Origin of the sequence: Telluria mixta (assembly GCF_029223865.1) — a bacterium.
GTDB classification, from domain to species: Bacteria; Pseudomonadota; Gammaproteobacteria; order Burkholderiales; family Burkholderiaceae_D; genus Telluria; species Telluria mixta.
This window is the reverse complement of sequence record NZ_CP119520.1, coordinates 4,780,570-4,803,006: the sequence shown is the minus strand read 5'-3', so window position 1 is coordinate 4,803,006 and position 22,437 is coordinate 4,780,570. Positions and strand designations below refer to the sequence as shown.

25 protein-coding genes and 1 pseudogene are annotated in these 22,437 nt (G+C 69.1%); 1 reads left to right on the top strand and 25 read right to left on the bottom strand.

The annotated features are described in order from the left end of the window. Positions 1–4 precede the first annotated feature (4 nt). The 24 genes from P0M04_RS21415 to P0M04_RS21300 all read right to left on the bottom strand — a co-directional run bounded on the left by P0M04_RS21415 (position 5) and on the right by P0M04_RS21300 (position 20,079). Positions 5–610, bottom strand: coding sequence for a 4'-phosphopantetheinyl transferase family protein (locus P0M04_RS21415; protein ID WP_259447103.1), 606 nt, complete (start codon positions 608–610; stop codon positions 5–7). Beyond that, positions 607–1,059, bottom strand: coding sequence for an excinuclease ATPase subunit (locus P0M04_RS21410; RefSeq protein WP_307734308.1), 453 nt, complete (start codon positions 1,057–1,059; stop codon positions 607–609). Before P0M04_RS21410 ends, P0M04_RS21415 begins: the two co-directional genes overlap by 4 nt. 13 nt (positions 1,060–1,072) lie before the next feature. Then, positions 1,073–1,660, bottom strand: a complete 588-nt coding sequence (locus P0M04_RS21405) for a hypothetical protein (protein ID WP_259447104.1) — start codon at positions 1,658–1,660, stop codon at positions 1,073–1,075. Between the two features lie 30 nt (positions 1,661–1,690). After that, positions 1,691–2,911 carry a beta-ketoacyl-ACP synthase gene (locus tag P0M04_RS21400; RefSeq protein ID WP_371877200.1) on the bottom strand — a complete coding sequence of 407 codons (1,221 nt, stop codon included), beginning with the start codon at positions 2,909–2,911 and terminating at the stop codon, positions 1,691–1,693. 8 nt (positions 2,912–2,919) lie between these two features. Then, a complete protein-coding gene (fabG, locus tag P0M04_RS21395) occupies positions 2,920–3,654 on the bottom strand; it encodes a 3-oxoacyl-ACP reductase FabG (RefSeq protein WP_259447106.1) in 735 nt (244 codons plus the stop codon). Continuing rightward, positions 3,651–4,109: a hotdog family protein gene (locus P0M04_RS21390; protein WP_259447107.1), complete on the bottom strand. Its 459-nt coding sequence runs from the start codon at positions 4,107–4,109 to the stop codon at positions 3,651–3,653. Before P0M04_RS21390 ends, fabG begins: the two co-directional genes overlap by 4 nt. Continuing rightward, positions 4,106–5,287: a beta-ketoacyl-ACP synthase gene (locus tag P0M04_RS21385; protein WP_259447108.1), complete on the bottom strand. Its 1,182-nt coding sequence runs from the start codon at positions 5,285–5,287 to the stop codon at positions 4,106–4,108. The genes P0M04_RS21390 and P0M04_RS21385 overlap by 4 nt, the downstream gene beginning before the upstream one ends. An 8-nt stretch (positions 5,288–5,295) precedes the next feature. Continuing rightward, positions 5,296–5,850, bottom strand: a complete 555-nt coding sequence (locus P0M04_RS21380) for a DUF3261 domain-containing protein (RefSeq protein WP_259447109.1) — start codon at positions 5,848–5,850, stop codon at positions 5,296–5,298. Next, on the bottom strand, positions 5,828–8,191 hold the full coding sequence (locus P0M04_RS21375) for an MMPL family transporter (RefSeq protein ID WP_259447110.1): 2,364 nt from the start codon (positions 8,189–8,191) through the stop codon (positions 5,828–5,830). The genes P0M04_RS21380 and P0M04_RS21375 overlap by 23 nt, the downstream gene beginning before the upstream one ends. Then, positions 8,188–8,796: an outer membrane lipoprotein carrier protein LolA gene (locus P0M04_RS21370; RefSeq protein WP_259447111.1), complete on the bottom strand. Its 609-nt coding sequence runs from the start codon at positions 8,794–8,796 to the stop codon at positions 8,188–8,190. Before P0M04_RS21370 ends, P0M04_RS21375 begins: the two co-directional genes overlap by 4 nt. Then, positions 8,793–9,227: an acyl-CoA thioesterase gene (locus P0M04_RS21365; RefSeq protein WP_259447112.1), complete on the bottom strand. Its 435-nt coding sequence runs from the start codon at positions 9,225–9,227 to the stop codon at positions 8,793–8,795. The genes P0M04_RS21370 and P0M04_RS21365 overlap by 4 nt, the downstream gene beginning before the upstream one ends. Next, positions 9,220–10,779 carry an HAL/PAL/TAL family ammonia-lyase gene (locus P0M04_RS21360; protein ID WP_259447113.1) on the bottom strand — a complete coding sequence of 520 codons (1,560 nt, stop codon included), beginning with the start codon at positions 10,777–10,779 and terminating at the stop codon, positions 9,220–9,222. The genes P0M04_RS21365 and P0M04_RS21360 overlap by 8 nt, the downstream gene beginning before the upstream one ends. Then, positions 10,766–11,719 carry a lysophospholipid acyltransferase family protein gene (locus P0M04_RS21355; RefSeq protein WP_259447114.1) on the bottom strand — a complete coding sequence of 318 codons (954 nt, stop codon included), beginning with the start codon at positions 11,717–11,719 and terminating at the stop codon, positions 10,766–10,768. Before P0M04_RS21355 ends, P0M04_RS21360 begins: the two co-directional genes overlap by 14 nt. Beyond that, positions 11,707–12,447, bottom strand: a complete 741-nt coding sequence (locus P0M04_RS21350; RefSeq protein WP_259447115.1) for a glycosyltransferase family 2 protein — start codon at positions 12,445–12,447, stop codon at positions 11,707–11,709. The genes P0M04_RS21355 and P0M04_RS21350 overlap by 13 nt, the downstream gene beginning before the upstream one ends. Further along, the gene (locus P0M04_RS21345; protein ID WP_259447116.1) at positions 12,447–13,529 is read right to left on the bottom strand and encodes an SAM-dependent methyltransferase; all 1,083 of its coding nucleotides are present in this window, start codon (positions 13,527–13,529) and stop codon (positions 12,447–12,449) included. The genes P0M04_RS21350 and P0M04_RS21345 overlap by 1 nt, the downstream gene beginning before the upstream one ends. After that, positions 13,523–15,241: an ApeI family dehydratase gene (locus tag P0M04_RS21340; RefSeq protein ID WP_259447117.1), complete on the bottom strand. Its 1,719-nt coding sequence runs from the start codon at positions 15,239–15,241 to the stop codon at positions 13,523–13,525. The genes P0M04_RS21345 and P0M04_RS21340 overlap by 7 nt, the downstream gene beginning before the upstream one ends. After that, entirely contained in the window at positions 15,234–15,779 is a 546-nt protein-coding gene (locus tag P0M04_RS21335; protein ID WP_259447118.1) for a COG4648 family protein, read from the bottom strand. Before P0M04_RS21335 ends, P0M04_RS21340 begins: the two co-directional genes overlap by 8 nt. 4 nt (positions 15,780–15,783) lie before the next feature. After that, positions 15,784–16,080: an acyl carrier protein gene (locus P0M04_RS21330; protein WP_443098675.1), complete on the bottom strand. Its 297-nt coding sequence runs from the start codon at positions 16,078–16,080 to the stop codon at positions 15,784–15,786. Between the two features lie 9 nt (positions 16,081–16,089). Beyond that, entirely contained in the window at positions 16,090–16,344 is a 255-nt protein-coding gene (locus tag P0M04_RS21325; protein ID WP_259447119.1) for a phosphopantetheine-binding protein, read from the bottom strand. After that, on the bottom strand, positions 16,337–17,110 hold the full coding sequence (locus P0M04_RS21320; RefSeq protein WP_259447120.1) for a lysophospholipid acyltransferase family protein: 774 nt from the start codon (positions 17,108–17,110) through the stop codon (positions 16,337–16,339). Before P0M04_RS21320 ends, P0M04_RS21325 begins: the two co-directional genes overlap by 8 nt. Next, positions 17,103–17,837, bottom strand: a complete 735-nt coding sequence (locus P0M04_RS21315) for a beta-ketoacyl synthase chain length factor (RefSeq protein ID WP_259447121.1) — start codon at positions 17,835–17,837, stop codon at positions 17,103–17,105. The genes P0M04_RS21320 and P0M04_RS21315 overlap by 8 nt, the downstream gene beginning before the upstream one ends. Before the next feature lie 239 nt (positions 17,838–18,076). Beyond that, the gene (locus P0M04_RS21310) at positions 18,077–18,496 is read right to left on the bottom strand and encodes an acyl-CoA thioesterase (RefSeq protein ID WP_259447122.1); all 420 of its coding nucleotides are present in this window, start codon (positions 18,494–18,496) and stop codon (positions 18,077–18,079) included. A 42-nt stretch (positions 18,497–18,538) separates the two neighbouring features. Continuing rightward, on the bottom strand, positions 18,539–19,306 hold the full coding sequence (locus P0M04_RS21305) for an alpha/beta fold hydrolase (RefSeq protein ID WP_259447123.1): 768 nt from the start codon (positions 19,304–19,306) through the stop codon (positions 18,539–18,541). Next, complete coding sequence (locus P0M04_RS21300; protein ID WP_259447124.1) at positions 19,303–20,079, bottom strand: SDR family oxidoreductase; 777 nt, start codon at positions 20,077–20,079, stop codon at positions 19,303–19,305. Before P0M04_RS21300 ends, P0M04_RS21305 begins: the two co-directional genes overlap by 4 nt. Before the next feature lie 179 nt (positions 20,080–20,258). On the opposite strand from P0M04_RS21300, the gene P0M04_RS21295 reads away from it, so the two are divergent. Then, positions 20,259–21,935 (top strand): electron transfer flavoprotein-ubiquinone oxidoreductase, encoded by a 1,677-nt coding sequence (locus P0M04_RS21295; RefSeq protein ID WP_259447125.1) that lies wholly within the window; start codon positions 20,259–20,261, stop codon positions 21,933–21,935. A gap of 27 nt (positions 21,936–21,962) precedes the next feature. Here P0M04_RS21295 and P0M04_RS21290 read toward each other — a convergent pair. Continuing rightward, a pseudogene (locus P0M04_RS21290) lies at positions 21,963–22,157 on the bottom strand (ABC transporter permease); the annotation flags it as partial. Positions 22,158–22,437: the final 280 nt, after the last annotated feature.

Here is a 22,437-nt window from a genome sequence, read left to right as displayed (position 1 = left end):
CGCATCACAAGGCATCGGACTCCACGACCGGCGGCGCCGCCAGTTCATACTCGCAACATACGACAATCGATAATCCGGGACGGGACAGGTCGAACGTCGCCGCGGCCGCCGTGCCCAGCTTGAAACGCGCCTCCAGCGTGCTCCAGGCGCGATAGAAATCGCCGAGTCGCGATGCCGCGGGGCGCGCGGCCAGCCATGCTTGCTGGGACGCATCGAATGCCTGGGCGGCGAGTGCGTCGATGTCGCGCGCCGGATCGACGACCTCGACATCCAGCCCGACCCGGCCCGTCGCGCTGGCCGCGCACGCGATCCATGCACCGCTGTGGGAAATGCTGAACCCGGCCGCGCCGGCCTCGGGCACGGCCAACGCCGGCGCGGCGCCCGGACGCTCGACCAGGCGCACCGTCTCCGGTGCCACGCCCAGCACGGCACCGAGCGTCCGCCGCGCCAGCACCCTGCCCGCGATGAACTGGTTGCGGCGCTCGCGCCGGACGAAGCGGGCCAGGCGTAGGCGCTCCGACTCGTCCAGCAACGCGGTGCATTGCGCCAGCACCCCGTCGTCCAGGGTACGGGCGTCGAGCAGGCGGACGATCGCCGCCCGGTCCGTCATTTCGCCAGCTTGACGAACTCGCCCTTCAGCGCCACGCCCGACATGACGGCCCCGTCATGGCATTCGAACTGGGTGTCGCTGGACATTTCCTCGTTCTTGTAATTGCTGACGATATTGATCACGGCGTCGGCGCCCAGCTCGCGGGCGCGCTGTTGCAGACGGAGCATGGCGGACAAGAAAGCCCAGTTGCATGCCTTTTCTGGCGATTTGCCGAACGAATTGGTCTTCTGGCTCGTCTTGTCGGAACCGAGACGCTCCAGCACCTTCGGCGTCGGTTGATTGCCGAAATAGAATTTCACCGAGTCGCCCAGGCGCGTCTGCGCGTCGTTCGCGCTCATCGCCGCGGACAACGGCAGCAGGAGCTTGGTGTCGCGCGCCTGCGCCGCCGTCGTCACGCCCAGCGCCAGCAGTGCGCAGGCCAGTACCGTTTTCATGGTCTTGATGGTCACAGTGTTCTCCCGGTCAGTTGGCTTTGACGGCCTGGTCGTCGGCACCCGTCGGGCCGCCGACGGCCTTGTCGTAGTTGGCGACGATGTAGCCGCTGGCCAGGTTCGCCACCCGGGTCAGCATCATGTTGTCGTTGACGCCGAACGAATAGCCGCCGCTGAAGGCCGCCGTCCGCTGGAAGAATTCCGGCGTCGCGATGACCTTGCCCGTGTTGTCGCGGAAGGTCACGCGCATCAGCACGCCCGAGCTGCCGGCCAGGGGCCCCAGCAGCACGCGCTTGGCGCCATGCTTGAACGACATTTCTTCCACCACCGGCTCGACCACGAGCGTATTGCCGTCGGCCGCGCGGCTGTTCCACTGCGCCAGGCGCGGCGCCAGGTCTTTCTTGAAGTTTTCGTCGATCTTCGCCAGGCCGGCGACATCGCCCTTGTAGCCGTCCTTGAACACGACGGGCTTGACCTCGATGCGGCTGTAGGCCGAGAACGGTTTCGCGGGCGGCGGGTTCGCCGTCGACGACGCCTTGATGCTCGTAGCGCAGCCCTGCAGCAGTGCGACGCTGGCGATTGCCGATGCCAGCAGGACGGTCCGGTGCTTGTTATTCATTGTTCTCTCCGTTTCTAGGTTGTGGTGGAACTACCGCTTGAAGATCAGCGACGTGTTGATGCCGCCGAACGCAAAATTGTTCGACATGACGTATTCGCAGTCGAGGCGCCGCCCGTCGCCGCGAATATAGTCGAGCTCCCCGCATTCCGGGTCGATCTCGTCGAGGTTGATGGTCGGCGCGAACCAGCCTTCGCGCATCATCCGGATGCTGATCAAGGCTTCGAGCGCCCCGCAGGCGCCCAGCGTGTGCCCCATGTAGCTCTTCAGGGAGCTGATCGGCATGCGCGCGCCGAACACGGCGTTCGTCGCCGCCGTCTCCGCCACGTCCCCGTGCTGCGTGCCCGTGCCGTGGGCGTTGACGTAGCCGATGGCCGCCGGTGCCAGGTCCGCATCCTCCAGTGCGAGCTCCATCGCGATGCGCATCGTCGCGGCGTTGGGCTGGGTGACGTGGCAGCCGTCGCTGTTGGTGCCGAAACCGACGATTTCCGCGTACACCGTGGCGCCGCGCGCCAGCGCATGCTCGCGCTCTTCCAGGATCAGGCAGCCGGCGCCCTCGCCGATCACGAGGCCGTCGCGGGCGCGGTCGAACGGGCGAGGCGTCGTGTGCGCGGCGTCGTTGCGCACGCTCGTCGCGAACAGCGTGTCGAACACCGCGGCCTCCGTCGCGCACAACTCCTCGGCGCCGCCGGCGATCATCGCGGTCTGCTTGCCCGTCTTGATCGCCTCGTAGGCATAGCCGATGCCCTGGCTGCCCGACGTGCACGCGGACGACGTCGTGAACACGCGGCCCGTCACGCCGAAGAACACGCCGATGTTGACGGGGGCCGTGTGCGCCATCATCTTGATGTAGGTGGTCGCGTTGATGCCCTTCGTCGTGCGCTCTTCCATCATGCGGCCGAAGTCGCCGATGGCGCTGGGCGTGCCGGCCGACGAGCCGAACGAGATGCCCATCCTGCCGCTGGTGAGCAGCGGATGGTCGAGCAGACCGGCGTTGGCCAGGGCGAGTTCGCTGGCGCGCGTGGCCATCAGCGCGACGCGGCCCATGCTGCGGATCGCCTTGCGGTGGTAGCGCTCGGACAGCTCGAACGGCGCGGCGGGGGCGCCGAGGCGCGTGTTCAGGCCTTCGTAATCGTCCCACGCCGCCATCCGCACGATGGCGTTGCGCCCCTCGACGAGGCGGGCGCGGATCGACTCCCAGTCGTTGCCCAGCGGGCTGATGCCGGCCATGCCGGTGACGACGACGCGTTTCATTTCCCTCGTCATGCCAGGCCTCCGTTGACGGAAATGACCTGGCGCGTGACATAGCCGGCATCGTCCGACATCAGGTAGCTGACCGCGGCCGCCACCTCCTCCGGCCGGCCCACGCGGCGCGCGGGGATCAGCTTCAGCGCCTCGTCCAGCGGCACCTCGCCGATCATGTCGGTCTCGATCAGGCCCGGCGCCACGCAGTTGACGGTGATGGCCCGCTTGGCCAGTTCCAGCGCGAGCGCCTTGGTGGCGCCGATGATGCCCGCCTTGGCCGCGCTGTAGTTGACCTGGCCGCGGTTGCCGATCAGGCCCGACACGGACGCCATCGTCACGATGCGGCCCGGCTTGCGGCGCTGGACCATCGGCATCACGACCGGGTTCAGGACGTTGAAGAAACCGTCCAGGTTCGTGCCCAGCACCTGGTCCCACTCTTCGCCGGTCATGGCGGGAAAGGCCGTGTCGCGCGCGACGCCGGCGTTGCAGACCACGCCGTAGTAGCAGCCGTGCGCCTCGATGTCGGCCAGCAGCGCGGCGGCCGTGGCATCGCGCTCGGCGATGTCGAACTGCAGCACGCGCACGCTGCCGCCGGCGGCTTCGATCTCGGCCGCCACTGCATCGGCCTCCGCGCGGCGGCTGCGGCAATGCACCACCACGCGGTAGCCGTCGCGCGCCAGGCGCAGCGCGATCGCCCTGCCGATGCCGCGCGACGAGCCGGTCACCAGCACACTCTTGTCGATACTACTCATTCGGAACTCCGTTGCAAAAACTCTTCTACATTGTCGGGCTGGAAGACGGTGATCGTGGCGCTCGCCCATTCGGCGCCGCCGGCGGCGTCGACGATGCGGCAATCGTAGGCGCCCAGGCCGTTCTCGCCCTGTATCACGCGCTGCACGTGCACGTGCAGCACGCTCCCGGCCGGGAACGCCGGGACGGTGCACGCATAACGCCGGGTGCCGAGCAAAAAGCCCACGCGCACCGGCTCGCCGCGCAGGCGCGCGCCATGGCCCGCATGCGCGGCCACGGCCTGCGCCATGTATTCGACGCCGACCCACGCGCCCACGGCGCCGCCGTCCAGGAACAGCGTGCCGGGGCCGATCGCCACCTCGGCGCACAGGGTCTCGTCATCGGCCGCGAGCAGGCGCCCGAGCAGCGACATGGCGCCGCTGTGCGGCACGAGCGTGCGGATGTCGGGCAGGCTCAATCCGTCCTCCCGAACACGAGGGTCGCGTTGGAACCGCCGAACGCGAACGAATTGCTGAGCGCCCAGCGCAGCGGCCGACCCAGGCGCGTACCGGGACGCACGACGTTCAGCGCGGGCAGCGCCGGATCCTGCGCGCCGTCCCACAGGTGCGGCGGCAGCTTGCCCGCCGGATTATCGTCCTGCATCGCCAGCCAGCAGAACGCCGCCTCGACGGCGCCCGCCGCACCCAGCGTGTGGCCGGTAAAGGGCTTGGTCGAACTGACGGCGACGCCGGTGCCGAACAGGTCGGCCACGGCGTGCGATTCCATCGCATCGTTCTGGACGGTCGCGGTGCCGTGCAGGTTGATGTAGTCGACGTCGCCCGGTTCGATGCCCGCGCGGCGCAGCGCCTCGCGCATCGCCAGGCGTGCGCCGGCGCCGGCCGGATCCGGTGCCGACATGTGGTGGCCGTCGGACGATTCGCCCCAGCCGCACAGCGCCACGGCGGCCGGCTCGCGCGACATGAGGAACAGCGCCGCGCCCTCGCCCAGGTTGATGCCGTTGCGCGCGGCGGACAGCGGATTGCAGCGTGCGGCACTGACGGATTCGAGGGCGGAAAAGCCGGCGACCGTGAACCCGCACAGCGTGTCGACGCCGCCCGTGACGACCGCGTCGCACAAGCCCATGCGGATCAGGCGCGCCGCGCTGGCCAGCGCCTTGGCGCTCGACGAGCAGGCGCTCGAATGAACGTAGGCCGGTCCGCCGACGTCCAGCTCGCGCGCCAGCAGCGCGGCCGGCGATCCCATCTCCTGCTGGCCGTAGTGAAAACCGTCCGGCAGCGCGCCCGTGCGTGCCCGCGCCGCCAGCGCTGCCTCGGTGGCGGCCACGCCCGACGTGCTGGTGCCGACGACGACGCCGACGCGGTCCGCGCCATAGCGGGCGATAGCCGCGTCGACGGCCGGCCGGATTTGCGCCAGTGCGGCCAGCGCGAGCTGGTTGTTCCGGCTGCGCAGCACCATCGGCAGGTGATCCACGGCGGGCAGCGCAGCGTCCACGCGGCCCAGCGGCAGCGGCCGGCCGGGCGAGCAGGCATCGGAGACCGCGAGGCCGCCCTCCGCATCGTCGAGCAGGCGCCGCGCGATCGTGCCGCGCTCGTCGCCCAGTGCGCACAACAGCGCGCAATCGTTCAGGTACAGCATGGTGGACCTCATTCGGAAGCCGACTCGATGGTCAGCCGGTAGTGGTAGCGCACGTTGTCGAGCACCGCCCGGCCCTGCCAGCGCGGCATGCCGCCATACGTGATCGTCGCGATCACCTCGCCGTCGCGGCGCAGGGTGCGCGTCAGTCCCTGGTCTTCGATGCGCCAGCCGGCGGGCAGCGCCTGCGCGATCGACTCGACAGGCCACAACGTCAGTTGCAGGTCTTCCAGCACATCGGCCGCGCGCACCTGGGCCGGCAGCATCGCGTGGCGCCATTCCTTCAGCGCGCTGCCGTCGTAGTCGAGGCTCAGCACGCGCTGGCCGAACGCGAGGCCGACGAGGCCCACGTGCGCGGCATCCACTTCGAGCGCGACGTCGAGGTCGTTCGTGCCGCCGGGCCGTTCGACGGTGAGGTGCTGCTGCACGCTGATCGCGGTGCCCAGCGCGGCGGGCGGCAAGCGCAGGCCCAGGCGCGCCGGCGCTTCCGGCGTGCGGGCGCAGCCGGCCAGCAGCAGCGCGGCGACGAGGCCCGCGCCCAGGTCAGGCAGTGACGGTCGCTTCATGGCGCTCCTTCGCGGTGATGGTGAAACAGGGGGCGGCCAGCCAGACGAACGCCGTCCCGAGCAGCATGGTGAGGCCGAACGCGCGCAGCGCCGGCGTGCCGGACAGCGCCAGCAGGCCGAACGACAGCAGCGTGCTGGCGGCGGACAGGCCGACGGCGAGCCACGGCGCGTCGTCGCCGCGCTGCGGATCTTCCTGCATGAAGATGCCGTAGTCGACGCCCACGCCCAGCAGCAGCATCAGCGCCAGCACGTGGAACAGCTGCAGGTGCTGGCCGGTCAAGCCCAGGATGGCCAGGGTGAGCACGCTGGCGGCGGCCGTCGGCGCCAGCACACGCCAGGTACGGCCCCGGTAGCGCGGCAGCAGCGCCAGGAACACGAGCGCATAGGCCCCGAGCACGACGGCGCCCATGACGGCGCGGTAGCGGCCCAGCACGGCCGAGATGCCGCCGACCTTGTCGACCCATTGCACGCCTTCCAGCTCGTCGGCCGCGCGGCTCAGCGCGGGGATGGCCGCATAGCGCATGCCGCGCAGCGCGACGATGCTGGCGTGGACGCCGTCCACCTTGCCCAGCCACAGGTGGCGCCACGGTTCGCTGGCCGGCGTGCGCAGGAAGGCCTCCGCGCTCAAGGGCTTCGCGCGGTCGCGCAGGTGCGCGCGCGTGGCCGCGACCCAGTCGCGGTCCTCGCCGAGCGTCTGCGCCAGCGCGGCCAGCGGGCCGTCCGGTGCGAGCACGGTCGCATCCAGCAGCGCCAGCCGCTCGGCCTGCGTGCGCGCGGAGGGCACCCAGTTCGACAGCGCCTGCCAGCCGGTGATGTCGCCCCGCGCGACGAGCGGGTCGAGGCGGCGCTTGAGCGCTTCCTCGCGCTGCAGCACCTGTTCGTCCGATGCGCCGCGCACGAGGTAGTACTGGACGGGCGTGGGCGCGTCCAGCAGGCGGCCCAGCTTGATCTGGTCGCGCACGAGGTGCTGCGGCGACGATTGCAGCGAGCGGATGTCATCGTCCGTGCCGAGGCGCGCGCAGCCGACGGCGGCGAACACGGCCAGCAGCGCGAGCGCGGCCAGCACTTTCGGGCGCGCCGACACGCGCGGCCAGCGCACGACGAGGGCGCGGTAACGGCGCGCGAGCCAGCCGCGCCGCAGCGTCCCTGGCCCGATCAAAGCCGGGAACCAGCACACGACGGTGAGCCACGCGAACACGAGGCCGAACGCGGAAAAGACGGCCATGTGGCGCAGGCCCGGGAACGGCGTCAGCGCCAGCCCCATGTAGCCGATCACGGCGGCCAGCAGGGTCAGGCCGAGGCCGGGCAGCAGGCGGCGCAGCAGGCGTACCGAATCCTCATGCGGCCCCGCGCCGAGCCGGTGGCACAGGAAATACAGGCCGTAGTCCTGGGCGACGCCGATCAGGCTCGCGCCGAACACCAGCGTGAGCAGGTGGATGCGGCCGAACAGGAGCCAGCACACGGACAGCGCGCCGAGGAAGCCGATGCCGATGGCCAGCACGATCACGCCGATCGGCCGCACGGAACGGAACGTCAGCCACGTCAGCACGACGATGCCGACCATCGAGCCGACGCCGATCGTCTCGACTTCGCTGCTGGCCTGGCTGCCCGCGGCGGCCGCATGCAGCACGACGCCGGCCTCGATCACCTCGGCCGCCGGCACGGCGCGGCGCGCGGCGGCCGCCGCCGCGTCCAGCAGGGGCACCGCGCGGCGCTGCGCGGACAGCGCGAACGCGGACTGCGCCAGCGTGTACGTCACCAGCACGTATTCGCGCCCTTCCCCACCCACGTACAAATGGCCGTCGCGGGGACGTACGGGCGTCTCGCCCGCCCGTTCCTGCATCCAGTTCGCGAACAGGCCGAACGGATCGTCGCGGAAGCTGCCCAGCTTCGGCCCGCCGAACGCACCGTACGCACGGGCCAGCGCGTTCTCCGTCCAGTAGCGTGCTGGCTGCGTGCGCAGCGCGCGTTCGTCCGCCGCGCCGACCAGCAAGGTCGCATGCGGCGTGAAACCGTCCAGCCACGCGGCCTGCGCGTTGGCGCCCGCGTCTTCCTTCAGCAGATCCGCGTGCGGCCGCAGCACGGCCTGGAACGCCGCAGCGGCACGCACGGCGTCGCGCCATGTCTCGGCGCCGACCAGCACGACGACGCGCTGCTGGGCGCTGTCGACCATGTGCGTGAACGAGCGCTGCAGCACCGGGTCGCGCTCGCCGGCCGGCAGCAGCGCGAGGATGTCCGTGTCCGGATTGACGCGCTTGCCCAGCCACAGCCAGGCATTGTGCCCGGCCAGCAGGCACACGACGAGGGCCCAGGCGAACGCCAGGCGGCGGTGCGTGATCAAAGCTGGGCCGCCTCTTCGGGCAGGAAGGCGCCGGGGCCGGTCCTGATGTCGGAGAACACGATGTCGGTGCGGTCGCCGCTGTCCTCCACCATATGGATGGTGCGCACGTACGCGCCGCCTTCCAGCGAGATCGCGCCGATCGCGCGCGCCAGCGCCGGATTGCGGGCCTTCAGCGCCACCTTCCACGCGCCGTCGCCCGCCGTGCCGTCGACCTCGAACAGCGTGTCGAGCTGGCCCAGGTCGCCGGACAGCAGCGAGAACAGCACGCCGTTGATCATGCGGACGGTCGGTTCGCGGCTCGCCTCCATGCGCATCGCCACACGGTCGCCCTGCAGCTGCACGATCTCGTCGCGCGACAGGCGCAGCGTGTTCGGGAACGGTTTCAGCGTACGCCACAGGACACCCTTGCCGGCGACGACGCAGAAACGCCCGCTCGACGCCAGCGGCTTCTTCATGCCGGCCAGCTGCTTGCTCTGCTCGAAGCGGCCGCACAGCTGCTCGGGTTTCGCCAGCATGGCCTGGATCTTCGCGACGGGCGCGGCGGCGTGCGCGGACGCGCCCAGCAGCGCTGCCAGCAGCAGGCCGGCGGCGGGTAGATAGTTCATGGTGCTTGCACTCCCAGCTTCTGGAACAGGACGGGCGGCGAGACGAAGCACATCTCGCCGCTGGCGATGTCGACGGCGACCTGCGTCGTCGACGCGCGGTTCAGGCGCCGGCCGGTGGCGGCGTCGCTGACCAGGTAGTCGATGCGCAGGCGGTTTTCCCACTCGACGATCTCGGCGCGCACGGACAGGCGCTGGCCGAACGTGGCGGGCGCCGCGTAGCGCAGGTTCATGTCGATGACGGGCCACATGTAGCCGGACGCCTTCATCTCGGCATAGTTGTAGCCGATGGCGTCGAGCAGCGCGCAGCGCGCCACCTCGAGGTATTTCACGTAGTTGCCGTGCCAGACCACTTCCATCGGATCGAGGTCGTAGAACTGCACCTGGATCTCGACGTCGGCGCTCCAGCGCGACGGCGTTTTCGCCTTACGCATACAGGCTCCAGGCCTGGTCGCGGATGCGGCCAAGCAGCAGGTGCAGCTCCGGATCGAGGCGGCGGTCCTCGGTGACGGGGACGATGTCCTGGCCCAGCAGGTCGACCATGCGCGCCAGCGGTGCCGGCAGCATCTTCTCCGGATCGACGCGCCGGCGCAGCCAGACGCCCTGGCGCACCGTGATCAGCAGCGCGGCCGCGACCTGCTCGGTCAGTTCCAGCACGCGCAGGCAGTCGCGCGCGGCGATCGTGCCCATGCTGACCTTGTCCTGGTTGTGGCATTCGGTCGAGCGCGAGAACACGGACGCCGGCATCGTCAGCTTGAGCGCTTCCGCCGTCCATGCCGAGGCGCTGATCTGCAGCGCCTTCAGGCCGTGGTTGATCGGCGCCCGTTCGCCCTGCATGCCGGACAGGTTCGCCGGCAGCCCGGCGTTGTAGCGCGCATCGACGAGCAGCGCCATCTGGCGGTCCAGCAGGTCGGCCAGGTTGGCGACGGCGTTCTTCATGCCGTCCATGGCGAAGGCGATGTGGCCGCCGTAGAAGTGGCCGCCGTGCAGCACGCGCTCGCCTTCGGCGTCGATGATCGGGTTGTCGTTCGCACTGTTGAGTTCATTCTCGATGGCGGTGCGGAAGAACGGCAGCGCGTCGGCCAGCACGCCGATCACGTGCGGCGCGCAGCGGATCGAGTAGCGGTCCTGCAGGCGCTTGCCGTTGCGTTCCAGCTGGCCGCCGTACTCCAGGTCCTGGCGCAACCACGCGGCGACGCCCTGCATGCCGGCGTGCGGCTTCACCGCGAACAGCGTCTCGTCGAAGTGATGGTCGTTGCCGTCGAGCGCAAACGAGGCCAGCGCCGTGATGCGCGTGACGAGACGCGTCAGGTACGCGGCGCGGTCCCACGCGAGGCAGGCCAGGCCCGTCATGACGGCGGTGCCGTTCATGATCGCGAGCCCCTCCTTCGGGCGCAGGCGCAGCGGTGCGATGCCCGCGTCGCGCAGCGCCTGCGCCGCCGGCACGACCTCGCCGGCGCGCAGCACCTCGCGCTCGCCGCATAGCACGGCGGCCAGATACGACAGCGGCGTCAGGTCGCCGCTGGCGCCGACCGAGCCTTCGCTCGGGATCACGGGCACGAGCCCGGCGTCGAACAGGCGCACGATCTGGTCGAGCAGCTCGACGCTGACGCCGGAATAGCCTTTGGACAGCGATGCGAGGCGCGCGCCCATCACGGCACGTGCCTGCGGCGGCGTCAGGGGGGCGCCGAGGCCGCAGCCATGGTACGTATACAGGTGATGCGGCAGCTCCGGCACGAGCGCGAGCGGCACTTCGACGGTGCACGAATCGCCGTAGCCGGTCGTGACGCCGTACACGACGCCATCCTCGCGCAGCAGGCGGTCGAGGAAGTCGGCGCCGCGCGCGATGGCGGCGCGGAACGCGGGATCGTCCGACAGCGCCGGGCGGGCGGTGCCGCGCGCGATGTCGACGATGTCGTCCAGCGTCAGGCGCGAGCGGTCGAAGCGCACGGTGCGCCGGGGCGTGTTGATGTCACTGAGCAGCATCGGGAGAATCCGTTTCGGGTAAATGCCAAAAGTCATAGAAATTGAACCACTCGAGCGGCGCACGGCGCGCATGGTGCTCGAGGCGGGCCGCGTAAACGCCGACCAGTTCCGCCAGCGCCTGCGCACGCGCGCCGCGCGGCAGCACGACCTTGTCGCGCAGCGGTTCGAAATGTACGTCGTAGTCGCCGCCGGTGCGTGTTGCAAACATCGCGACGAGCGGGCAGCCCAGCACCGCGGCCATCACGTACGGACCGATCGGGAACGCGGCCGTGCGGCCGAGGAAAGGCGCGAGCGCCACGCGCGGGTTGGCCGACACGGGCACACGGTCGCCGGCGATGACGACGAATTCGCCCCGTCCGATGCGCTCGGACAGCTGCATCGCCATCGCCGCATCCATGTCCGTCACCTGCATCAGGTTCAGGCGGCTCTTCGGGTCGAGCTGCGCCAGCACGTCGTTGAACGCCTGCGCGTGCTTCGTGTGCACGAGCACCGTCACGCGCAGGCCTTGTGTGCGCAGCGACAGCGCGCGGCACAGGTCGAGGTTGCCCAGGTGCGCGCACACGAGCAGCGCGCCGCGTCCCTGGCGCGACGCCTCGATCAGCGGCTCGGCGCCGTGCAGGCGTACCCGGTCGAAGTCGAACCCGCCGCCCCACAGCAGCATCTTGTCGAGGATCGCTTCGGCGAACGCGCCGAAGTGGCGCAGCACGCCCGTCACGCCGGCGGGCTGGCCCACGCGCGCCAGGTAGGCGGCGGACGCGCGCCGGGCACGCGGCTGGGTCGCCACGTACCACAGCAGCACCGGGTACAGCACGACGCGGAACGGCCAGCGGCCGAACGTGCGGCAGACCCAGAACAGCAGGCGCATGCCGGCCACGCAGGTCGCCTCGTTGATGGCGGCCCAGTGGCGCGCGTCGGCGGCGGACGTGCCTAGCTGCGCCATGCCCGCACCAGCAGCGAAGGAATGCGCGGCAGCATGCCGAAGAACAGCGTCATGTGCAGGCGGCTGATCAGGACATTATCCGTCCAGGCCTTGAAGTGCGACACGCCGTCCTCCGGGTAGCCCACGCGCGTGGGCAGGTTGACGATGGCCAGGCCGTCCCAGTACAGCCGCACGAGGATCTCGATATCGAAGTTCATGCGCAGGCCCAGTCGGCGGCGGCGCGCCAGCGCCAGCACGGGCGCGACCGGATAGACGCGGAAGCCGCACATCGAATCGCGGATCGCGAGCGACAGCGTGTTGATCCACACCCAGACGTGCGTCAGGTAGCGCGCATACAGGCGCAGCGCCGGCACCGATTCGTCGTACACCGGACAGCCGGCGACGACGGCGCGCGGCGCGGCGCGCGCGGCGGCGAGGAAGCGCGGCACGTCGGCCACACTGTGCTGGCCGTCCGCGTCGACCTGCAGCACGTGCGTGTACCCGTCGCGTGCGGCGCGTTCGAAACCCGTCAGCACCGCGCCGCCCTTGCCCTGGTTGACGGCGTGGCGCTCCAGCATGACGCGCTCCGGATGGGCCGCGGCCAGTTCGTCGAGCACCGCGGCGCAGGCGGCCGAGCAGCCGTCGTCGACGAGGATCACGGGCAGCGCGTGCGCGAGCACCTGCGCGAGCACGTTGCCGATCGCGTGCTCGTGGTTGTAGACGGGGATGACGACGCAGGGTCGGAACATCAGCCGTTCTCCGCCCGGACGAAGCGCAGCAGCGAGTGGCAGTAACCGATACCGTCGCGCGCCGTCTGCAGTTCCAGCCCGGCGGCGCGCGCGAGGCGGATGTAGTCGCCGCTCTCGTAGACCTTGCTGTTGCCGCTCGCGAGGTTGTTGAAGTACGGCGACGTGTTGATCAGGCAGTAGGATGCGATGTCGTAGCGCTGGCGGTCCCAGAACGTGTCCATCACGAGCACCTGGCCGCGCGGGGCCAGCGCGGTCGCGACGCGGCGGAAGATGCTGGCGATCGCGTCCTCGGAAAAGCAGCTGAGGAATTGGCTCATCCAGATAAGGTCCATGCCGCCCGGCAGCGCCGCCGCGTCGTCCAGCATGTCGGTCGGATGCAGCACGGCGCGTTCGCGCAGGCCGGCCGCGGCGAGGTTGCCGTCGAGGACCGCAAGCTGGCCCGGCAGGTCGACGGCATGCAGCTCGACGTGCGCGTCGAACCCCAGCGCGGCAAGCGCGAACTTGCCCGTGTTGGCGCCGATGTCCATCAGCTTGCGCGGTCTTGTGGCGAACACGTCGGGCAGGATCGCGGGGAACGACACGTCGGAATAATGGTGGTCGAACGCAAACCAGCTGGTGCGCGCCGGCTCCGGCAGCTGCGCCAGGCCCTCGTACACCGTGGACCAGTCGCCGAACACCTTCAGGCCGAGCGGCCGCTCGGCGTCGAGCGTGCGCTCCAGGTCGAACAGCGCCTGGTAGCAGACGTCGTGGTTGAAGTCGATGTTGACCTGGGTGATCGGGTCGGTGAGGACGACGAAGCCGGCCTTGTCGAGCACCCAGCGGCCCTCCTCCAGGTACACGACGCCCGCGGACAGGCACGTCTCCAGCACGACCTTCAGCACATACTCGCTCCAGCCGCCCACCGCCTTGAGCTCGGCGGTGGAACGGCCCGCGTCGCCCGCATCGGCCACCGCCTGCAGGATGCCGCGCTTCCAGGCGTAGCGCACGCACTGGAACACGACGGGGCCGAAGGCGATCTTCTGGGCGTCGAAACGGGCGTCGAATGCACTCTGGCGCGCGGGCGAGAATTTTTTGTTCAGCATGGTTGGTCGGGCCCGAACAGGATGCGTCCGCTGGCGTGGGCGCCGGCCTCGGAAAAGTAACGGAATGCGAGGCTGCCCTTGGCGGCGTCGCGCGACAGCTCGAGCCGCACCGGCTGTTCCGGGCGGATCATCTGCTGGAATTTCAGGGCCTGGATGCCGGCGAAGCTGCCGCCGCGGCCCAGGTAGTGCGCACCGTAATGGATGGCCCAGTCGACCTGCACGACGCCCGGCAGGACGGGCGCGACGTCGAAATGGCCGTCGAAGTACAGCAGGTCGGCCGGCACCGTCAGCTCCAGCAGCACGCGCGCGTCGCCCTGCTCCAGCACGCGCACTGTCGGATGGCGCGGGCGCGCCGGCGCCGGATCGAGCAGCGCAAGGAGTTGCGCCGCCGTCGTCTTGCCGCGCGCGTCGACGGGCAGCGCGTCCAGGTAGCGCCAGCGGCGCGGCAGCGCCACGGCATCGACGCCGGACGCCAGTTGCGCGCGCAGACGGGTATTCAGCGCGGTCTTGCCGCCCTCTTCCAGCACGGCGCGGCCGACCGCGGACGGCACAACGAACGCCGCCAGCACCTGGCGCCCATGGCCGCCGTCCGCGCAGGCGAGCACCCGCGCCTCGCGCGCCAGGCCGCCGGCCAGCAGGGCCGTCTCGATGGCGTCGAGCGAGATGCGTTTTTCCTCGATCTTGACGATGCGGTCGGCGCGGCCGCGCAGCGCGAAGCGGCCGTCGTCGAGGTCGTCGATGCGGTCGGCGAGGACCAGCCAGTCATCCGTGCCTGCCTGGGCGGAACGCACGGCGAGCAGGCCGTCGGCATCGCGCCGCCAGGCCACGCCCGGCAGCGCCGTCCAGCCTTCGTCGCCGGTGTCCGTGCGCTGGCGCCACGCGATCCCGCCCGTCTCGGAACTGCCGTAGACCTCGATCGGGGTCCGGCCGAGCAGCGCGCCGGCGTGATGGGCGGCCGCCTCATCCAGCATGCCGCCGGACGAGAACACGGCGCGCAGGTTGGCGGCCGCGCCGCGCCAGTCGAGGTGGTCGGGCAGGCGCTTCAGGTGGGCCGGGCTGGCCAGCAGCACGCAGGGCCGCACGGCCAGCGCCGGCGCCAGCGTTTCGGGATATTCGTGGCGCGCCGCATGCACCGGGCGGCCAGCGGCGAGCGGCCACAGGACGCGGAACAGCAGGCCGTAGATGTGCTGGTGCGACACGGTGGCGACGACGTCCGCGGCGCCCAGCGCGGCGCCGAACTGCGTCTCCAGCGCATCGAGCTCGCTCGTCAGCTGCGAGAACCGCTTCGTGATCGGGACCGGCGTGCCCGTCGTCCCGGACGTGAACACCACGAGCGCGGGAAAGTCGGGCGCCGGCGTGCGCCAGTCGATGCCGGCGTCGTCGGTGCCGTCGGGCGCCTGCGGCGCGTGGGTTCCAGGGAAGTCGCCCCAGAACGCGTCGACGTTGCCGGCCAGCGCGGCGCAGGTCGCGGGCAGGACGTCGGCCGGGAGCCAGACCGCCTTCCCGGCGAGCCAGGCGCCGACGAGGGCGGCCGCGAATTCCAGGCTGTCGTCGTGGTACAGCGCGACGGGTCCGGGGCCGGCGCGCCGGCCCAGCGTGGCCCATGCACGCACGCGCGCCATCAGCGCGGCGTGGCTGACCGATTCGCCGGCGCGCCAGCCGGCTTGCGCATCCGGGAAACGCGCCGCGAGACGTTCGAACATGTCACGCATGGTGCAGCCGCCGAAAACGCATGCGCAGCAGGTATTCGCCGCCGAACATCAGTCCCATCAGCACATACGAGACGACGCCGGTGTACAGCGACCACACGGCTTCCGGCGCGAACACGGCCGTGAGCAGCGCGACCGTGCCGTTGGCGGCGAAGAATACGCACCATGCCTGCGTCACGCGCCGCGTGTAGCTCACCGCGGCCGGCGGCAGGTCGGGTTCGCGCAGGCGCGCGAAGCGTTCGACCATCGACGGGCCATGCACGAGGCTCCAGCCGAAGGCGGCCAGGAACGCGACATTGACGAGCACCGGATACAGCTTCAGGGGCAGCACGGCATTCGCGCCGATCGCGAGCGCGGCCAGTCCCAGCGCGGCGGCCGCCGACCAGCGCGCGGCCGCGCTCAGCCTCAGCGCCGGCAGGCGCGCGGCCACCGCCAGCAACAGCAGGCCGGCGAGCCAGCGCGGCTCGATGGTGCCATGGCCGAACCAGATCGCCAGCGGATAGACGAGCGTCAGCGCACCCGCCAGGACGTTCCACGCCATCGGGTCAGACGGCCTGCGCTTCGGATTGCGGTTCCGGCTCGGCCTGTGCGAGACCGACCAGCGCATCGACGACGTCGCCGATCGTGCGGATGGTCTTGAACACTTCCGGCTGCAGGCGCTTGCCGGTCATCTGCTTGAGCTTCACGGCCAGGTCGACGGCATCGATGCTGTCGATGTCGAGGTCCGCGTACAGGTTCGACGCGGGGGTCAGCGCCGCGCGATCGAGTTCGAACATCTCAGCCAGCAGGTCCGCGACCCACGCGAACAGTTCGTCGCGGCTCATTTCGTTCAGGGCTACCATGGCCTGCTCCTATTTCTTGCGGTGGGTTTCGATCATCGCTGCGAGCGCGCGCACCGATGCAAAATGCCGCCGGGTTTCCTGCGCTTCGGGCGGCAGCGTGATGCCGTAGCGCTTCTGCAGCGCCACGCCGATTTCCAGGGCGTCGATCGAGTCCAGCCCCAGACCTTCGACGAACAGCGGCGCCTCGCTGTCGATGTCCGCCGCTTCGATGTCTTCGAGCTGGAGCACGTCGACGATCAGTTCCTTCACTTCCTGTTCAAGCATGTTGCTGGCCTTCTTCCATAAAATAGTGTTGCAGGTAGTCCGTCAGGCGCCGCGCCGCCACGACGTCCGCCACGCCGGGCGCGAGAAAGCGCTCGGTGCCGATATCGTCCATGACGTCGATGCGAAAGCTGGCCCGGCGCGGCGGCACATGCCACCATTTGTCGCCCTTGCCCAGCGTGAGCGGTTCGCACGAGATGCGCACCGGCGTCACCGGCCGCGCACCGCGCACGGCGATGTTCGCGGCGCCCCGCTTGAGCGCAGGCGGCTCGCCGCGCGGCGTGCGCGTCCCCTCGGGAAAGATGATCAGGTTGCCGCCCGCGCGCAGCGAGGCGATGCAAGCCTCGATCAGTTCCGGACCGCGGTCGTTGCAGATATAGCCGGCCGCGCGCACCGGTCCTCGCGTGAACGGGTTGGTCCACAGGCCGCCCTTGACGATGCAGTCGGCGTTGCGCACGAAGGCCATCAGGAAGACCGTGTCGATCAGCGTGGGGTGGTTGGCCAGGATCAGCTGGCCTTCGCGATCGAGCTTGTCGATCCCGTGCAGTTCGTAGCGCAGCACGCCGAGCCCGCGCATGATGCCGACGAACGCGCGAAAGCTCAGGCGCACGGTGGCGCGCGCGGCGCGCACGCGGGCCGCCGTATCGGTCACGCACAGCGCCAGCAGCGGGAAGACGAGCACCCGCAGCAGCAGGCCGCCCAGTCCGAACAGCGCAAAACTCAGGCCGGTCGCGAACACACGCCACCCGAGACCGATCCTCTCAAGCATCGCGGCACCAGGTCCAGCGGCGCCCGGCGGCATCGCGCACGAGCGTGGGCGCCTGCGCGAGCTGGAAGCGCAGGACATCCAGCGCGCCGGGCTGGCGCGACGGCGCGGCGCCGGCCTGCCCGGCGCGCCACGACAGCCGCACGGGCTGCGCGGCCGCGGGCACCATCGCCCAGGCGAATGCATACGGCTGCTCGTCGCAATCCTCGAAGCCGGCCAGCACGTCCGGCAGCGGCGCATCGCAGGCCACCAGCAGGACCATGTCGGCGCCGTCGGCCAGCAGGCCGCAGGCTTCGATCACGGCGTGTTCGAGCGTGGCGGAGCCGCCCGCCAGCGCAACGTGGTTGGCGCGGTCGGCGCGCGCGATCGAGAACAGGCCGGCGCTGGCGTTGTGCACGGCCAGGCCGAACCCCGTGGGCGACAGCGGTTCGCCGCGCGCCAGGTCGTCGAGCAGGTCGACGGCGCGCCCCACCTCGCCGTGACGCGAACAGAACACGGTCGGCACGTCCGTACGCTGCCCGAGGCATTCGTACGCGACTTCGAGCGCCATCCGGCCCAGCTGGCCGGCACGCCGGCGCAGCATGGCGGGCATGGCGGCCACCTTGGGCTCGTCGGTGCCGGCGAGCCGCCAGGGCTCGCGCGCCCACGCCTCCCACCGCTCGGGCGAGGTGACGCCGGGTGCCCATGCCGCGTGGCGGGCAATGGAAAAGACGACCTCGTTCTCAGACATAAATCACAAGCCAGGGGAAAGCGCCGCAATGGTGCGACATGGACAAACAGTAATTATTATAATCCCAAGATTTGCCCACTGGAATAATTTCATGCCGTAATTGCACCGTTTCGCAACATGCGGACATGACCAGGAGAACGCCCACGGTCGCGGGCGAAGAGAGGATATTGCCACGTAAACACGGGCAAAAGATTCACGGAATGTCACACGCGGGACGATGCCCTCCCGCGTGGGGGGAGTCACGCTGCCGGCAGCATCTCCCGCACGCGCGCCGGCAACGGCACGGACTTCTCGGCCGCGAAATCGATCCATACGACCTTGCCGCCGCCCTCCGCGGCCACGACCTCGGCATTGCCGTGCTCGTCGACCATGCGGATCTCGTGCGTGACCTCGAAGCTGGAGCGCCCCGCCGGACCGGCGAACGTGCGGATCTCGATGTCGCCCGGATACTTCAGCTGCCTGATGAAATTACAGTAGGCGGTGACGATCACGGGGCCTTCGCCCTGGATGTCGAGGTCGCCCGCCGCCTGTTCGAGGAAGGCGATGCGCCCGCTCTCCATGTACCGGAAATACACCGTGTTGTTCACGTGGCCGAATGCATCCATGTCGCCCCAGCGGATAGCCTGGCGCATGGTGTGGACCTGCTTCTTGTCGCTCATCTCTTGCTCTACGTCGTTGCCAAAAGCCGGCATGATACGGCGTCAGGTGCCGGAACGGCAGTGCTCTTCGTAGAGGATGGACTCCACGATCCGGCAAAAATTCCCCGGATCTTCCAGCATCATCATGTGCCCCGCCTCGGGCTGCACGCACACGCGGCGCGCCTGCGACAGCACCCAGTCGGGCACGTCCCACCCCGCGCTGGACTGTTCGCCGCCCACGAGGTACAGGGGCGTCGCGCGCGCCAGCACGCGGCCGACGCAGCCCAGGTAGTCCGGCGCGCCGGTCGTGTCGAGCACGGATTGCGCCATCTTTTGCACGGTCGTGTACGGTTGATTCGCGAGGATCTCCTGCGCCCACGCGATCCTCTCGTCGCTCGCCTCGATGCCGCTCTGTTCCAGCCAGGCGGCCGGATTCGCTTCCATCGCACCGTATTCGGCGGCCCAGTCGGCGTCGGGCAAGGCGGCGATGCGGCCCGTCCAGAACGCGTCCTTCAACGTGAAGTTGCCCTCGACGTTGATGACGCCGCGCACGAGGTCCGGCACGAGGTCGGCCAGCAGCATCGCGACGGCGCCGCCCACGCTGTGGCCCAGCACCCACGCGGGGCTGCCGACCTCGTCGTGCAGGACCTTGGCCAGCATCGCGGCCTGTTCGGCCAGGGTGATATTGGTCTCTTCGCCGCGGCGCTGGCCGTAGCCGATGAGATCGGGCGTGACGAGGTCGACGCCGGGCAGGTAGCGCTGCGGCTCGAACCAGGTCAGCGAGCCCAGCAGGCCGTGGACCAGGAGCAGCCGCGGCCGGGACTCCCTCATTGCGCCGTCATGCCGTCGTCGGCCGTGATGATCGCGCCGTTGATGAAATGGGCTTCCTCGGCCGCGAGCAGCAGCAGAAGACCGTCGAGGTCTTCCGGCTTGCCCGTGCGGCGGCGCGGCAGCATCTCGATCAGCTTCCGCCCCTGCTCCGAGTCGAAATAATCCTCGTTCATTTCGGTGGCGATATAGCCCGGGCAGATGGCGTTCACGTTGATGCCGTAGCGGCCCCACTCGACGGCCATCGCCTTCGTCATCTGCACGACGCCGGCCTTGCTCATGCAGTACACGCCGATCTGCGGGAGCACGCGCAGGCCCGCGACGGACGCGATGTTGACGATGCGGTGCTGCTTCTTCGGATCGCCCTTGGCGCGCTGGATCATCCGCTTTGCCGTCTGCTGGGCCATGAAGAAGGCGCCGCGCAGGTTCGTGTCCATCACGTAGCCGTAGTCTTCCTCGCTCACGTCGAGCAGGCGCTGCGTGGTCGAGACGCCGGAGTTGTTGACGAGGATGTCGATCGGTCCCGCTTCCGTCTCGGCGTGGGCGATCGCGGCCTTGATGCTGGCCAGGTCCGTCACGTCCAGCGCCACGACGTGGGCGGCGCCGCCGTCCGCTTCGATCTCGGCACGCAATTCCTTGAGGCGCTCGGTGCGGCGCGACGCGAGCACGACCTGGGCCCCGGCGCCCGCGAGCGCCTTGGCAAACCGCGCGCCCAACCCGCTGGATGCGCCCGTGACCATCGCGATCTTTCCTTCGAAATTGACTTCAATCCCCACGTTACGCCCCCTGTCTCCGAACTTAATTCTGTTGCGAAGTCATAATGATTACACACTTCACCTATTTCACGCCGATTAGATTGCCGCGTCTAATAGTTGCCCTACAATGGCGCTCGACGTTGCCAACGAGCGCAAAAAAGTGCACACTCGTGCTTAAATATTTTTAACTACTATAAGACATGACTCAGCCCAACTCCCTCCTTGAAGAATACGGCCCCCGCGAAGCAATGGAATACGACGTCGTCATTGTCGGCGGCGGTCCCGCAGGCCTGTCGGCCGCGATCCGCCTGAAGCAGCTGGCGGCCGACAAGGGCCAGGACGTGTCGGTCTGCGTGCTGGAAAAAGGCGGCGAGCTGGGCGCGCACATCCTGTCGGGCGCCGTGATGGATCCGCGCGCGCTGAATGAACTGTTCCCGAACTGGAAAGAACTGGGCGCACCGCTGAACACGCCCGTCACGGAAGACCGTTTCCTGTTCCTCACCGAATCCAAGGCGATCAAGACGCCGGACCTCATGATGCTGCCGTCGCTGAAGAACCACGGCAACTACATCATCTCGCTGGGCAATGTCGTGCGCTGGCTGGGCCAGCAGGCGGAAGCGCTGGGCGTCGAGATCTTCCCGGGCTTCCCGGCCGCCGAGATCCTGTACAACGACGACGGCTCCGTAAAGGGCGTCGCCACCGGCAACATGGGCGTCAACCGCCACGGCCAGCCGACGGACGCGTTCCAGCTGGGCATGGAACTGCACGCGAAATACACGCTGTTCGCGGAAGGCTCGCGCGGCCATCTCGGCAAGCAGCTGATGGCGAAATACGACCTGAACAAGGGCAAGGATCCGCAGACCTACGGCATCGGCATCAAGGAACTGTGGGAAATCGATCCGGCCAAGCACAAGCCGGGTCTCGTGGTCCACACGGCCGGCTGGCCGCTGGACAACGACACCTACGGCGGCTCGTTCATGTACCACCTGGAAAACAACCAGGTCGTCGTCGGCTTCATCGTCGGCCTCGGCTACCAGAATCCTTACCTGTCGCCGTACGAGGAATTCCAGCGCTATAAAACGCACCCGGAGATCCGTCAATTCTTCGAAGGCGGCAAGCGCATCTCGTACGGCGCGCGCGCCATCACGGCGGGCGGCCTGCAGTCGCTGCCGAAGACCGTGTTCCCGGGCGGCGCGCTGATCGGCTGCGACGCCGGCTTCCTGAACGCGCCCCGCATCAAGGGTAGCCACGCCGCCATTAAGACGGGCATGCTCGCGGCCGAGGCCGCTTACGCCGCACTGGGCGCGGGCCGCCAGCACGACGAGTTGCTGAGCTATCCGGTCGCCTTCGAACAATCGTGGCTGCACGAAGAACTGCACGCCGCGCGCAACTTCAAGCCGTTGGTCAGTAAGGGCCTGGTCCTGGGCTCCATCCTGGTCGGCATCGACCAGATCCTGTTCAGGGGCAAGGCGCCATGGACCCTGCACCACCACCACGCCGACCACGAATGCCTGCGCCCGGCGTCCGACTTCAAGCCCATCGCCTATCCGAAACCGGACGGCAAGCTGACGTTCGACCGCCTGTCGTCCGTGTTCATCTCGAACACGAACCACGCGGAAGACCAGCCCATCCACCTCACGCTGAAGAATCCGAACGTGCCGGTCGAGATCAACCTGGCGAAGTTCGCGGGTCCGGAACAGCGCTACTGCCCGGCCGGCGTGTACGAATTCGTGAAGACGGACGAAGGCAAGGACCGCCTGCAGATCAACGCGCAGAACTGCGTGCACTGCAAGACGTGCGACATCAAGGACCCGACGCAGAACATCGTGTGGGTCACGCCGGAAGGCGGCGGCGGGCCGAACTACCCGAACATGTAAGCTCGAACGGCGCCGCGGCGCCGTTTTTCATTTGTGGCCGCGGTTGAAATGCCGCTCCGCGCGCCGCTGCACCGCTTCGAAGAACAGGCTCAGCAGCCAATACACGACGGCCGCCGCCACGTACAGCGGCAGCGGGCGAAATGTCACCGAGATCAGTTCCTTCGTCACGAGCATCAACTCCGTCACGGTGATGACGGAGACGAGTGCCGTGTCCTTGATCAGGCGCTGCTTTATCCGGGGCAAAGGTGTTCAGAAATTCTCCCCACGCCCTAGCGCTGGACCGTCACGCACGGTAGTGTTTAGTGTCGTGCTACTACACTGGACGATGTCCTGCTGGAACTAGGCAACCCACCCTCCGCCCACCCTAGGCATGAAAGGCTTGGCCGAAATCAACATTCCTACGTTACTTCCAGTGGCGGGCACTTCAACTTGTTGCGGATCGCACAAGGATCTCGTCATGCTTTTACCTAAGTACTCACCTAAAATTTTCGGCGAATTCGGT

Coding starts and splice junctions, on each gene's coding strand:
- P0M04_RS21415 (WP_259447103.1), bottom strand. CDS start 610: ATGACGGACCGGGCGGCGATCGTCCGCCTGCTCGACGCCCGTACCCTG.
- P0M04_RS21405 (WP_259447104.1), bottom strand. CDS start 1,660: ATGAATAACAAGCACCGGACCGTCCTGCTGGCATCGGCAATCGCCAGC.
- P0M04_RS21400 (WP_371877200.1), bottom strand. CDS start 2,911: ATGAAACGCGTCGTCGTCACCGGCATGGCCGGCATCAGCCCGCTGGGC.
- fabG (WP_259447106.1), bottom strand. CDS start 3,654: ATGAGTAGTATCGACAAGAGTGTGCTGGTGACCGGCTCGTCGCGCGGC.
- P0M04_RS21385 (WP_259447108.1), bottom strand. CDS start 5,287: ATGCTGTACCTGAACGATTGCGCGCTGTTGTGCGCACTGGGCGACGAG.
- P0M04_RS21380 (WP_259447109.1), bottom strand. CDS start 5,850: ATGAAGCGACCGTCACTGCCTGACCTGGGCGCGGGCCTCGTCGCCGCG.
- P0M04_RS21370 (WP_259447111.1), bottom strand. CDS start 8,796: ATGAACTATCTACCCGCCGCCGGCCTGCTGCTGGCAGCGCTGCTGGGC.
- P0M04_RS21365 (WP_259447112.1), bottom strand. CDS start 9,227: ATGCGTAAGGCGAAAACGCCGTCGCGCTGGAGCGCCGACGTCGAGATC.
- P0M04_RS21360 (WP_259447113.1), bottom strand. CDS start 10,779: ATGCTGCTCAGTGACATCAACACGCCCCGGCGCACCGTGCGCTTCGAC.
- P0M04_RS21355 (WP_259447114.1), bottom strand. CDS start 11,719: ATGGCGCAGCTAGGCACGTCCGCCGCCGACGCGCGCCACTGGGCCGCC.
- P0M04_RS21350 (WP_259447115.1), bottom strand. CDS start 12,447: ATGTTCCGACCCTGCGTCGTCATCCCCGTCTACAACCACGAGCACGCG.
- P0M04_RS21345 (WP_259447116.1), bottom strand. CDS start 13,529: ATGCTGAACAAAAAATTCTCGCCCGCGCGCCAGAGTGCATTCGACGCC.
- P0M04_RS21340 (WP_259447117.1), bottom strand. CDS start 15,241: ATGCGTGACATGTTCGAACGTCTCGCGGCGCGTTTCCCGGATGCGCAA.
- P0M04_RS21335 (WP_259447118.1), bottom strand. CDS start 15,779: ATGGCGTGGAACGTCCTGGCGGGTGCGCTGACGCTCGTCTATCCGCTG.
- P0M04_RS21330 (WP_443098675.1), bottom strand. CDS start 16,080: ATGGTAGCCCTGAACGAAATGAGCCGCGACGAACTGTTCGCGTGGGTC.
- P0M04_RS21325 (WP_259447119.1), bottom strand. CDS start 16,344: ATGCTTGAACAGGAAGTGAAGGAACTGATCGTCGACGTGCTCCAGCTC.
- P0M04_RS21320 (WP_259447120.1), bottom strand. CDS start 17,110: ATGCTTGAGAGGATCGGTCTCGGGTGGCGTGTGTTCGCGACCGGCCTG.
- P0M04_RS21315 (WP_259447121.1), bottom strand. CDS start 17,837: ATGTCTGAGAACGAGGTCGTCTTTTCCATTGCCCGCCACGCGGCATGG.
- P0M04_RS21310 (WP_259447122.1), bottom strand. CDS start 18,496: ATGAGCGACAAGAAGCAGGTCCACACCATGCGCCAGGCTATCCGCTGG.
- P0M04_RS21305 (WP_259447123.1), bottom strand. CDS start 19,306: ATGAGGGAGTCCCGGCCGCGGCTGCTCCTGGTCCACGGCCTGCTGGGC.
- P0M04_RS21295 (WP_259447125.1), top strand. CDS start 20,259: ATGACTCAGCCCAACTCCCTCCTTGAAGAATACGGCCCCCGCGAAGCA.